This is a genomic window from Enterorhabdus sp. P55 (assembly GCF_009911695.1).
In the GTDB taxonomy this organism is placed as follows: Bacteria; Actinomycetota; Coriobacteriia; order Coriobacteriales; family Eggerthellaceae; genus Enterorhabdus.
The window spans coordinates 1-12353 of the sequence record NZ_QWKK01000069.1; the positions used below are offsets into that span (position 1 = coordinate 1).

10 protein-coding genes are annotated in these 12353 nt (G+C 67.5%); 5 read left to right on the forward strand and 5 right to left on the reverse strand.

The genetic code is table 11. The features are described 5' to 3' along the window. The first annotated feature begins 365 nt into the window (after nt 1-365). From htpG to D1643_RS07490, 5 genes are all read left to right on the forward strand, one after another. A complete protein-coding gene (htpG, locus tag D1643_RS07470) occupies nt 366-2324 on the forward strand; it encodes a molecular chaperone HtpG (protein WP_160710026.1) in 1959 nt (652 codons plus the stop codon). Between the two features lie 200 nt (nt 2325-2524). Then, on the forward strand, nt 2525-3667 hold the full coding sequence (locus D1643_RS07475) for a substrate-binding domain-containing protein (protein ID WP_160710027.1): 1143 nt from the start codon (nt 2525-2527) through the stop codon (nt 3665-3667). Nucleotides 3668-3760: 93 nt separating this feature from the next. Further along, nucleotides 3761-4639 (forward strand): ABC transporter ATP-binding protein, encoded by an 879-nt coding sequence (locus tag D1643_RS07480; RefSeq protein WP_160710028.1) that lies wholly within the window; start codon nt 3761-3763, stop codon nt 4637-4639. After that, entirely contained in the window at nt 4636-5556 is a 921-nt protein-coding gene (locus D1643_RS07485) for an ABC transporter permease (RefSeq protein WP_160710029.1), read from the forward strand. The genes D1643_RS07480 and D1643_RS07485 overlap by 4 nt, the downstream gene beginning before the upstream one ends. Nucleotides 5557-5590: 34 nt before the next feature. Then, nucleotides 5591-6691 (forward strand): radical SAM protein, encoded by a 1101-nt coding sequence (locus D1643_RS07490; RefSeq protein WP_160710030.1) that lies wholly within the window; start codon nt 5591-5593, stop codon nt 6689-6691. Between the two features lie 88 nt (nt 6692-6779). Here D1643_RS07490 and D1643_RS07495 read toward each other — a convergent pair whose 3' ends face one another. The 5 genes from D1643_RS07495 to D1643_RS07515 form a co-directional block, all read right to left on the reverse strand. After that, nucleotides 6780-7772 carry a radical SAM protein gene (locus tag D1643_RS07495; protein ID WP_160710031.1) on the reverse strand — a complete coding sequence of 331 codons (993 nt, stop codon included), beginning with the start codon at nt 7770-7772 and terminating at the stop codon, nt 6780-6782. Nucleotides 7773-7781: 9 nt separating this feature from the next. Further along, nucleotides 7782-8312 (reverse strand): adenine phosphoribosyltransferase, encoded by a 531-nt coding sequence (locus tag D1643_RS07500; RefSeq protein WP_160710032.1) that lies wholly within the window; start codon nt 8310-8312, stop codon nt 7782-7784. Between the two features lie 382 nt (nt 8313-8694). Continuing rightward, the gene (locus tag D1643_RS07505) at nt 8695-9684 is read right to left on the reverse strand and encodes an acyl-CoA dehydratase activase (RefSeq protein ID WP_160710033.1); all 990 of its coding nucleotides are present in this window, start codon (nt 9682-9684) and stop codon (nt 8695-8697) included. Then, nucleotides 9681-10859 (reverse strand): hypothetical protein, encoded by a 1179-nt coding sequence (locus D1643_RS07510; RefSeq protein ID WP_236643461.1) that lies wholly within the window; start codon nt 10857-10859, stop codon nt 9681-9683. Before D1643_RS07510 ends, D1643_RS07505 begins: the two co-directional genes overlap by 4 nt. Next, entirely contained in the window at nt 10852-11868 is a 1017-nt protein-coding gene (locus D1643_RS07515) for an acyl-CoA dehydratase activase-related protein (RefSeq protein ID WP_160710034.1), read from the reverse strand. The genes D1643_RS07510 and D1643_RS07515 overlap by 8 nt, the downstream gene beginning before the upstream one ends. Between the last annotated feature and the right edge of the window lie 485 nt (nt 11869-12353).

Genomic DNA, 12353 nt, shown 5'->3' on the forward strand with positions numbered 1-12353 from the left:
CCCGCGACTCCCACGCCCCCACGCCCCGCGCTTCCTCGCGATCCCCGCCCCCGTGCCCCGCCCCGGCTCCTCATCGATCATAGGGAAAACTTGATAGGTATTGACTTAGGTTTTCTTCTCCTTACAATGTGCTATTAGCAAACGAGCAAGGAGAGTGCTAACACGGTCTTGCGGAGCGGAAACGATTCCGTGGCGCTTCGTGGCGCCGCGGGCGCGCGGCCGCAGCCGGGCCCTAGGCTCGACGGCGGCGCCTGTCGACGCCCGCCGCGACTGCGCTCGGCTGCCAAGGCCGACGCCTGCCGCAGTCGCCCCAGCTGACGGCGCGCTCCTCGCACCATCTCTGACAGGAAAGAAGGAACACAAGCATGCGCAAGTTCAAAACCGAGAGCAAGAAGCTGCTCGACCTCATGATCAACTCCATCTACACCAACCGCGAGATCTTCCTGCGGGAGCTCATCTCCAACGCCTCCGACGCGGTGGACAAGCTCTACTTCCGCAGCCTCACGGATGACTCCGTGCAGATTAACCGCGCCGACCTGGCCATCACCGTGGCCTTCGACGAGGCCGCGCGCACCATCACCGTGTCGGACAACGGCATCGGCATGACCAAGGACGACCTGGACAAGAACCTCGGCACCATCGCCCACTCCGACTCCTACGAGTTCAAGGCCGCCAACGCCAAGAACGAGCCGGGTGAGGAGAAGGGCCTCGACGATATGACCGACGTGGACATCATCGGCCAGTTCGGCGTGGGCTTCTACTCGGCGTTCATGGTGGGCAAGAAGGTGCGCGTCGTCTCGCGCGCCTACGGGTCTGACGAGGCCTGGGCCTGGGAGAGCGACGGGGTGGAGGGCTACGCCATCGAGGCTGCCGAGCGCGCCGGCCACGGCACCGACGTCATCATCTACCTGAAGGACGACGCCGGCGACGAGACCTACGGCGAGTACGCCACCGAGTACGGCCTGACCGACCTCATCAAGCGCTACAGCAACTACGTGCGCTATCCCATCCAGATGGAGGTCACCAAGAGCCGCATGAAGCCGCGCCCCGCGGACGCCGATGACGAGTATATGCCCGAGTTCGAGAACTACACCGAGGTGGAGACCGTCAACTCCATGGTGCCCATCTGGAAGCGCAAGGGCTCCGAGGTGTCCCAGGAAGAGTACAACGAGTTCTACAAGACCGACTTCCACGACTACGAGGACCCTGCCCGCACCATCACCGTGCACGCCGAGGGCACGCTCAACTATGACGCCCTGCTGTTCGTGCCGTCCCACGCGCCGTTCGACCTGTACACCAAGGAGTACAAGAAGGGCCTGGCCCTCTACAGCTCCAACGTCCTCATCATGGACAAGTGCGAGGACCTGGTGCCGGACTACTTCAACTTCGTGCGCGGCGTGGTCGACTCGGCCGACCTGACCCTTAACATCTCCCGCGAGACGCTCCAGCACAACGGCCAGCTGCGCGCCATCGCCCGTCGTCTGGAAAAGAAGGTCAAGGCCGACCTGGCCGCCCTGCGCGACGACGACCGCGAGGCCTACGACAAGTTCTTCGAGCAGTTCGGCCGCACGCTCAAGTTCGGCGTGTACTCGAGCTACGGCATGGCCAAGGACATCCTGGCCGACCTTCTGCTGTTCTACTCGGCCAAGCAGAAGAAGATGATCACCCTCGACGAGTACCTGGCCGACGCCCCGGCCGACCAGGAGTCCATCTTCTTCGCCGCCGGCGAGGGCCTGGAGCACCTGGCCAAGATGCCCATCGTCACCACGGTGCTGGCCAAGGGCTACGACGTGCTGCTGTGCACCGAGAACGTCGACGAGTTCTGCATGATGGCGCTCGGCGACTACGCTCGGAAGGACGGCGACGAGGAGAAGTCCTTCCCCCTCAAGAACGTGGGCAATGAGGACCTGGGGCTGACCACCGAGGAGGAGAAGAAGGAGGCCGCCGAGGCCACCGAGGAGAACCGCGAGCTGTTCGACGTGATGGCCGAGGCCCTGGGCGGCCGTGTGGAGAAGGTGGTCGTGTCCACGCGCCTCACCGACGCGCCGGTGGTGCTGACCACCGAGGGCGCCGTGTCGCTCCAGATGGCGCAGATGCTCAAGAACGCGCCGGGTGCCGAGGATGCCCCCAAGAGCCAGGTGGTGCTGGAGGTCAATCCCAAGAGCCCCGTCTTCGACACGCTCAGGGCGGCTCACGCCGCGGGCGACGACGCCAAGGTGCGCACGTACACGGAGATCCTGTTCGACCAGGCGCTTCTGGTGGAGGGCCTGCCCATCGAGGATCCCATCGCCTTCTCCCAGGCGGTCACCGCGCTCATGAAATAGGGGAGAATCCCCGTTTATTCGCCGAGGGCGCCTCCTGCGGGAGGCGCCCTCGCGTATGCTAGGGCTTCCGCTTGCCACCGGATAGTTGACATGATCTAATATATGACACTATTCTATGTGTGCCATAGTAAACTATAAGCCCAAGGCAATAGGGGAGCGCCGCAGGAGGCGCGGCCGCGGGGGAGAGAAAGGAAGCCCTCATGACGCTCAGCAGAAGAACCTTCGTGAAGGTGGCCGGCGTGTCCGCCGCCACGCTTGCCCTGGGAGGCCTGGCGGCCTGCTCCGATGGCGGCGAGAAGGCCGACGCCCCGGGCGGCGCGCCCGCTCAGGCCGGCCCCCAGGACGAGGCGTTCATGAGCGAGGGCAAGGGCGAGCACCTGGTGTGCGCCGTCACCGGCAAGCTCATCAAGATCGCGCCGGCCATCATCGCCCAGCAGAAGGGCTTCTTCGCCGAGGAGGAGTGCGACGTCGAGTTCCAGACCATCGCGCTGGCTGACGCCATGGCCTCCATGTCGGTCAACCGCCTGGACATCGACTTGTTCGGCGTCGTGCCGGCCTGTTCCTACGTGTCCCAAGGCGCCGAGATCTACGTCTTCGGCGGCACCATCCTCAACGGGTCGGAGATGCTCTCCACCGAGGCCTTCGACCGCGAGCTCAAGACGGCCGAGGACTTCCGCGGCCTGCGCATCAACTGCTCGCGCGAGGAGACCGGCCAGATGGCTCTCAAGAACTACCTGCAGGAGGCCGGCCTCACCCTGGGCGAGGACGTGTTCTTCGAGTACGTCGACAACAACACCACCGCCATGGAGGGCCTGCGCTCGGGCCAGTGCGACCTGTTCATCACGAACAACGCCATGGGCTACTCGCTCGGCGTCGATGGCATCAAGGTGGCCGGCATCGTGCGCGACGTGACGGGCGACTACCCCTGCTGCCGCCAGAACTGCTCGGCGGAGGCCTACACGTCCAAGTACCTGTCGCTCGTCGACTTCGAGGTGGCCATCCTGCGCGGCTACGACTACTACCTCAACAACAAAGACGAGGTCATCCAGATGCTCTGCGACTACTCGAGCCAGGAGCCGGACTACGTGGAGGCCGCCATGTACGGCACCGACGCGTACCGCAACGTGATGAACCTCTCGCCCGACCCACACACCAAGGACGTCAAGCAGTTCTACAAGGCGCTCCAGAACATCAACGAGATCGATCCCGACTCGCCCTATGACATGGAGCCCTACGCGGTGTCCGGCATCTACCGCAAGGCCCTCGACATCCTGCTTGACCGCGAGCCGGACAACGAGACGTACAAGGCACTCGACGCCGAGTTCGCCAAGAACAACGACTAGGAGCGGCGGCCCGCCTCCGCTCGGGCCGCTTCTGCGCGAACGCCCGCGGAGGCGTCCGCGCGCCTTCGGACGGAAAGGAAGCAGAGGAGGAAGATGGGAGCGCTCGTTCTCGATGATGTGTGCTTCGCCTACGAGGATGACCTGAGCGTCCGGCGCCGGCGAAGGGGAAAGGGCGCCGAGCCTGCGAGTCTTGTCCTCAAGCACCTGGATCTGACGGTGGCCGACGGCGAGTTCCTCTGCCTGGTGGGACATTCCGGCTGCGGGAAGACCACGCTCCTGCGCACGCTCGCCGGCCTGCAGCGGCCCACGTCCGGCTCGCTTTCCATCGACGGAAAGCCGCTCGACGGCCCGGGGCTCGATCGCTCGGTGGTGTTCCAGAACTACTCGCTGTTCCCGTGGATGACGGCGCTCAAGAACGTGGAGTTCGGCGTGCGCCAGGCCTCCGTCGAGCTGGGCCGCGGCCTGACCAAGGCGCAGATCACCGAGGTCTCGCGCGAGTACCTGGCCAAGGTGTCCATGGCCGACGCGGCCGATCTGCACCCCTACCAGCTGTCGGGCGGCATGCAGCAGCGCGTGGCCATCGCCCGCGCGCTCGCCATGGACACGGAGATCCTCCTGTTCGACGAGCCCTTCGGCGCGCTGGACGTGCGCACGCGCCGCGAGCTGCAGGCCCTCATGAACCGCCTGTGGATGCAGGAGGATCGTGACCGCAAGAAGACGGCCGTCTTCGTCACCCATGACATCGACGAGGCGCTGCTGCTGGCCGACCGCATCGTGTTCATGAGCGGCGGCCGGTTCTTGGCCGACATCCCGGTGGCCGCCGCGCGCCCGCGCGATCCGGAGGACTTCCTGCGCCGCCCCGCCGTGCGCCTCATCCAAGACGAGCTTCTCGGGCTGTTCTACGATGCGGAGGAGACGAGGCGGGATGTGGCCGAGCGCGAGCTGGTCTTTGGCGAGGGGGGTGTCCTATGAGACGGATAGCCGTCGAGTTCGCCTTTGCCCACGTGCTGATGGCAGCGCTCGTGGGCGTGGTGCTGCTCATGCCCGATGCGCGCAAGGTGTATCCCTGCGACGCGTTCCTCGTGGCCATCGCGCTCATCGAGGCGGCCTACCTGCTCGCGCTCTTCCGCGGCCGGCGCCTTGACCCGATCCCCTCGGGGTCGTCCGACATCGTGTGCGCCGTGTGGGTGCTTCTGCTTGTGTGGGAGCTCGCGTCCACGAAGCTCGGGGTGGCCCACAGCGTGCTCATCCCGTCGCCGGAGAACGTGTTCTACGTGTTCGAGCGCTCGGGCCCGGAGCTGTGGGGCAACGTGGTCTCGTCGCTCGAGCTGCTGGTGACCGGGTATGTGCTCGGTACGGTGCTCGGCGTGTTCCTCGGCATCGTGGTGGGCTGGGTGCCGCGCCTGCGCGCGATGTTCTACCCCATCGCCAACGTGCTCGCGCCCATCCCGTCGGTCATCTTCACGCCGTTCCTCGTCATCCTCATGCCGACGTACCGGTGGGCGGCCATCATGGTCATCCTGCTGGGCGTGTTCTGGCCGCAGTTCCTGTCGATGATCCTGCGCGTGGGCTCGCTGCCCGCCGCCATCACCGACAACGCCCGGGTGCTCAAGGTGAGCAGCTGGACGATGATCACCAAGGTCATCCTTCCGTTCATCGTGCCGGACGTGCTCGGGAACATGCGGGTGTCGCTGACCACCGGCTTTCTCATGCTCATGTACGCCGAGAGCTTCGGCGCGAAGTCGGGCATCGGCTACTGGATATCCAACGCCAACGTGTTCGCCAACTACGCGAACATCGTGGCGGGCGTCATCACCTGCGGCATGACGGTGACGGCGCTCAACTACTTGACGGCATGGGCGCAGAAGCGCTTCACCACCTGGCGGTAAGGGGCCGGCGCGGCCCGCAGAGAGAGGGAGAGACATGAACCAGGAAACCAAGGCGCTTATCGACCGTGTGTTCGACGAGGGGTCGCGCGGCGCTTCCCAGCCCCGCGAGGTCATCATCGCGCTGCTCGAGCTCGATCCGGCGTCGGAGGAGGTGGCCTACCTCAAGGAGCGCGCTGCCGAGCTGGCCCACCTGGCCACGGGTAACAGCGCGTCCATCGCGGGGGCCATCGGCGTGGATCTGTGCAGCTGCGACATGAACTGCAAGTTCTGCTCCTTCGGCACGGCCTGGGGCCTGGTGGAGGAGGACGTGATCTACTCCAAGGAGGAGATCATCGAGCTGGTGCGCGAGTACGTGGAGGCGGGCGTCACCACCATCACCCTGCGCTCGACGGAATTCTACGACCTGAACGTGCTCTCCGAGTGGCTCGCCGACATCCGCGCGGCGGTGCCGGGCAGCTATCTCATCAACCTCAACGTGGGTGAGATGAGCCCGGCCATGGCCGAGGCCGCCTACCAGGCCGGCGCCACGAGCGCCTACCACGTGGTGCGCATGCGCGAGGGCATCGACACTCCCTTCGACGTGGGTCTGCGCTGGCAGACCATCGACGCCATCAGCAACTCGCCGCTGCGTTGGCTGACCTGCGTGGAGCCTTTGGGCGTGGAGCACACCAACGAGGAGATAGCCGACCGCATCCTGGAGAACCTGGCCCACCGCCCCTATGCCATGAGCGTGATGGCCCGCGTCAACGTGCCGGGCACGCCCTTCGAGGGCATGGAGGCCATCAGCGAGGAGCGCATGCTGCACCTGCTGGCAACGCTGCGCCTGGTGGTGGGCACCAAGGTGCGCAGCTGCGGCATGCATCCGGCCACGCCCGCCGCGCTCTATGCCGGCGCCAGCAGCTTTACCGTCGAGCGTGGCGCCAACCCGCGTGACACCTCGTTCAACACCGAGGTCTGGCGCGGGTTCACCGTGGAGGAAGCCAAGGCGCTCATCGAGGAGGCAGGGTTCGTCTGCCGCTCCGAGAACCCCGACCCGCGCTTCCCCGCCGAGGGAAAGCCGTGGTGGAAGGTGGGAGACCCAGCCGATTACGTGATGCCCGATCCCACCGGGCCGTGCTGCGGGAAGCACAGCTAGGGCGGCGCGCGACGCTGGCGGCGGCTGGACACGAGGGCGCGGGACGCCTGGGGCCGTGCGCGGCGGCTGGGCGTCCCGCGCGGGCGTCCTACGCGTAGTAGCGCGACGGGCCCTCCCAGACCTTCCAGTCGCACTCGGCGTAGAGCTCGCGACACTGCCCGACGGAGTACCCGCGGAGGGTCTCGGTGGTGGTGTCGCGGGGCGAGGTGCCGCGCTCGGCCCAGATGACGTTGGCGCCGGCTTGGGCGCACAGCTGGCTGGGCTCGTGGGTGCAGTTGCCGCGGATGTCCGGGCCGGTGGCCAGCGCGATGGCGCCCGCGTAGGTGGCCAGGCGGCCGTAGCTGATGTTGCCGTACTTCGAGAATGCCGTGTTCGGGATGGTGTTGCGCCGCATGGCGCCGCTGAAGCCCACCTCCAGGCTGCGGGCCAGCAGGATGAGGTCGGCCAGCTCGTCGGGCGTGTGCTCCGGCCCGATGGGCTCGATGCAGTTGCCTACCGCCAGGCCCGCCTCCTTCGCCGCCTCGATGGTGGCGATGCGCGCGTCGCGGTCGCAGCGGGTGTAGGTGCCTTCGCCCAGGCGCATGACGTGGTAGGCGCCGGCCATGCCTGCGGCCTTGAGCTCGCGCGCGTAGGCCAGGTCGAAGTCGGCGATGTTCGCCACGATGGGGATGTCGCGGGTGAGCGCGCCGCGCACCGCGTCCACCACCTCCAGGAAGCGCTCCTGGTCGTAGCGGGCGGTGGTCACCAGGTACAGCGCGTTCACCCCGTCGGCATCGAAGGTGCGCGCCTCGTCGAGGATGCGCTCAAGCGGCAGCTCGGTCTTGCGGCGGAAGATGCCGGCGCTCGCGGCGAACGAGCAGAACGCGCAATCGCAGGGGCACGGTGAGGCGTCGAGTCCGATGTGGCTGTGGATCTCGGCGTAGCCGTCGTTGAGCGACTCCGTGAAGGCGCGCCCGGCCTGCTGGATGGCGAAGGCCTCGGGGGAGAGGTTCTCCACGGACAGCAGCGCGATGATCTCGGCGCGGTCAAGCAGCGTGCCGTCCTGGGCCTTCTCGATGATACTGAGGATGTTCTTGTCCATGACGCCCTCCTAATTCACCGCGTGGAGCGAGAATACCTCCGCGTCGGTCGCCTCGGCGATGACCTCGCGCGGGTTCAGGAAGGCCAGTTCCAGGAAGAAGCCCATGCCGGCCAGGGTGGCGCCGGTGCCTTCGATCATCTTCACCACGGCGCGCACGGTGCCGCCGGTGGCCACCAGGTCGTCCACGATGAGCACCACGTCGTCGGGCGTGAGCGCGTCCTGGTGAATCTCCAGCGCGTCGCTGCCGTACTCGAGCTCGTAGGTGGCCGCGTAGGTGGCGCGCGGGAGCTTGCCCGGCTTGCGGGCGGGCACGAACCCGGCGCCCAGCGCCACGGCCACCGGCGCACCCACGATGAAGCCGCGCGCCTCCGCGCCGACGACTTTGGTGATGCCGCGCCCGGCGAAGTGGCCGGCGATGCCGTTGACCACGGCGGCGAGCGCCTCGGGATCAGCCAGCACGGGGGTGATGTCCTTGAAGACCACGCCGGGTGCGGGGTAGTCGGGCAGGTCGATGATGAGCGATGCGGGGTCGACGGCCATGGGAGGGTTCCTTTCAGCGGACGCGGGGATGCCGGCGAGCGGGTGGGCGTCGAGTGGCGCGCATCCGCCGCTGCCGTCCAGCGCGGGTTTTGGCAGCCGAACTATTCTAGCCCAACGGGTCGTCTCCTTGAAATGAGCGCGCAAAAATGCAAATTCGAGCGGTTTTGCACTCGCGAGGGGTCGGCGTAGAGGCGAAGCGTGCCGTGCGTTCAAAGCCGACCTGGGAAAACGCTGCGTGCTCTTGCGATCGGCATCGGATAAGGCGTAGCCGAGGGTGCAAAACCGTTCGAATTTGCAGCGCAGGCGAAAAAAACCGGGGCCCGCTCGCAGCGAGCCCCGGATCTCTGCGGTGACCGCCGTGCGCAGGCCCCGGCGTGCCGTGCTAGGCGGTCGTCTTGACCGCGCCCTTGTCGCAGCGGTTGCCCCAGCTGTCGATGATGTCCTTGTCGCGATAGACGCAGATGATCTCGCAGTGGTTGGCGCACTTGCCGCACTCCACCTCACGCGTCTTGAAGTCGAAGTCGAGCATGGCCTCGAAGTCGAGCACGCCGCTGGCGAAGGGGCCGGACTCGGCGTCGGTGACGGGGCCGGCGTCGGCGGCCAGCAGCGCGGCGCCGAACGCGCCCATGAGGTGGCCGTCCGGATCCACCGTCACCTCCATCCCCAGCTGTTCCTCGAAGGCGTGCACGACGCCTGCGTTCTTCGACACGCCGCCCTGGAACACCACGGGCGCCTCGATCTTCTTGCCCTTGCCCACGTTGTTGAGGTAGTTCGACGCCACGGCGTTGCACAGGCCGGCGATGATGTCCTCGCGCGCGTAGCCTACCTGGATCTTATGCACCAGGTCGGACTCGGCGAACACGGTGCAGCGCGCGGCGATGTTGGCCGGCTTTTGGGAGGTGAGCGCGATGTCGCCGAACTCCTCCACCTCCACGCCCAGGCGATGGGCCTGGCTCGAGAGGAACGAGCCGGTGCCCGCGGCGCACAGCGTGTTCATGGCGTAGTCGACGGCGATGCCGTTCGCCACGCAGATGATCTTGGAGTCCTGGCCGCCGATCTCCAGGATGGTGCGCACCTTGGGGTGCAGGAAGGTGGTGCCCACCGCATGGGCCGTGATCTCGTTCTTGATGACCGACGCGCCGAGCATGGCGCCCACCAGCCGGCGCGCGCTGCCCGTGGTGCCGGCGCCCACGATCTGGACGCCCTTGCCCTCCACCTGGGACTCCAGCTCGCGCACGACGTTGCGCGAGGCCTCGGTGGGGTTGCCCTCGGTCCACAGGTACGACCGCGCGATGATGGCGCGGTTCTCGTCGATGATGACGCCTTTGGTGGAGATGGAGCCGATGTCGATTCCGAGGTAGCCTTGGGTCATTTCGTCTTCTCCTTCTTCATGGAAAGCATGTCGTAGAACGCCTCGAGGCGCGTGTCCAGGCCGGTGTCGGAGGTCTGGGAGTCGTAGGTGAGGTAGAGGATGGGCATGGCCGCGTCGGCGCTCACGCGCTGGAGCACGGGCATGCAGTCGATCTCCGGCGTGCAGCCGGCCGACTTGGCGTGGATGACGCCGTCGAAGCCCTCGCGGGCGTAGCGGTGGGCGGCCACCACGGTGAGCGTGGAGGTGGGACCCATGTCGTAGGTGAGGTACCCCGCGGCGCTGCGGCGCAGGTTGGGCTCGTTGTAGCGCACGAAGCGGTTGGTGAGGTTCATCATGCGGTGCACCTCCACGCCCATGGACAGCAGCTTGTCGTCGAGCTCCAGGTTGGAGCGCTCGTCGATGGCCGTGAACATCTCGCCCACCACGCCGATGCGGATGGGGTCGTCCGGCTTGTCGAGCGGGATGGCGCGCATGGCGTCCATGGCCTGGCGGAAGGCCTCGTTGATGTCGCGGTCGCCGGTGGCGCCGCGCAGGGCGTCCAGGTAGGAGGCCCAGACGCGCTTGAAGGCGCCGCGCTCGCGCTCGAACCCGGCGTTGGCCAGGTAGAAGTCGCGCGCCTCGTCCAGCTTGACGGCCATGTTGGCCGTGGCGGCCAGCTTGGGCAGGGCGGCGGGCACGTTGATGTCGGGGTTCACCGTCTTGAGGCACTGCTTGGCCCAGCCGAGCGCCCCCTGCTCGATGCCGCGCGAGAAGTTGAGCATCTGGAACTCATAGCCCATGTCGCGCAGGATGGCTTCCTGCAGCTCGCCGTAGTAGCCCAGGCGGCAGGGGCCGCCGAACTGCACGAGCACGTCGGCGCCGGCCTCGAGCGCCTCCACGTAGTCGCCGAGGATGTGCTTGAAGGGCGTGCACACGTAGTCGGTGGAGTTCTGCTCGCCGATCTCGGTAGTGCGCTTGGTGGCCTCGGGCAGCGTGAGGAAGTCGGCGTCGAGCACCTGCTCCACGAAGAACTTGAACGCCGGATCGTAGTAGCAGTAGCGGAAGAACGCCACCTTGATGCGCTTGTGGCGGTCGCGCTTGAACTTGCGCCGCCCCATCTTAGGCTCGCGGCGGCGCTCCAGCTCGACCGCGATGCGCGAGCGCGCCTCCTGCGGGAGCGTGAGGATGTCAGCCATGGACGTAGCCTCCCTTCTGGTGGTAGCGCAGGATGTCGACGAAGCTCTCGATGCGCGTCTCCACGCCGGCGGTGCCGCTCTGGGCGTCGATCATCAGGTTGAGGATGGGGGTGCCCTGGATGTAGCGCATGATGGCGTCGTCGGTCATGGAGTCAGGGCCGCAGGGGAAGGCGCTCACCAGCACGATGCCGTCCACCTTGTCCTGCAGCAGCAGGATCGACCCGATGAGCTCGCGGTTGACCACCCACGGCAGCGTGTCGGTGAACTCGAAGCTGGCCTTGTAGGCGCGGGCGTGGTTGGTCTCGTCGGCGAACAGCACCGTGACGCCCATGGCCTCGAGGGACTCCACGATGGTGCCGCAGAGGTACTCGTCGTGGGCCAGGTAGGGGTGGGCCACCAGCAGGATGGCGAGCGGCCGCTCCTGGGTTCCGGTGGGGTCGGACGCGGCGACGGCGCGGTATTCGGCCAGCAGGCGCAGGGTCTCCTCCTGAGCCGCGGCCTGGGCGCGGCGCGCGTCCTCGAGGGCGCGGACGCCGGCCTTCCACGCGCGCTTGGCCAAGGCGGGGCTGGCGCCCAGGCGCGCGGCCATCTCGGTGAAGGCGCGGCGCACCTCCTTGGGCTTGGACACGTTCTCCACCAGGCACGACAGCACGCGCACGCCGCGGTCGCGGAACGTGTTGGCCACGAGGTCCGGCGCGGCTTGGAACTTGGTGCAGAAGCCGGCGCGCGGGTCGCAGCTGGCGTAGCAGGGCACGAACACGGCATCGCAGCGGCCGATGAGGCTGTCCACATGGCCCATGTAGGCCTTCGAGGCCAGGCAGCACTCGTCCACGGAGAGCACGGTGCCGGTCTCGACGATGGCGCGGTCGGTCTCGTCGCTGACGATCACCTCGCGACCGAGCTCGCGCAGGAAGGTCTCCCACAGCGGGCCGTAGCGATGGTACAGGAACCCGCGCGGAATGCCGACGATGTGGATGTCGGCCAAGTCGGGCTGGGGTTTGAGGGCCAAGGGGCGCTCCTTCTCGCTTGCCTTCACGGGGCCGGTGCCTCGCGTGCCCTGCCCCGCGTCCGCCCGGCGGGCGGAGAGTTAGTTTGATGATCTTAGCACTTACGGTTGGCGCTGTCCGCCCCGAGACGCCGGCGGTCGCGCGGCGCCTGTGGCGGGAGGGCGGAGCGGGTGGGGGGGGCGGCTGGCGCGCGGCCGGCCTGCTCGCGCGAATGCCCCACGGCGGGGGTGGGACGCTCCCGCGGCCGGGGCAGGTGCGCTTGCGTGCCGCCCCGGTGGGCGTGCGCCCCCCCCGGATAGGCGTGCTCGATGGGGCGCTCACGCGGCCGGCACGTGGGGTCAGGATGCTCGTCCCAGGTACGGCGCCCCTGGCCTGCGCGGGCCGGCGCGGGGCTGGGGGCTGCTGCGGACGTGGGGCTGGGGGGGCTGCTGCGGGGCGCGGCAGCGGCAGCGCTCGCGTCCGCCGTGCCGGGTCGGCGTGGCTGGCG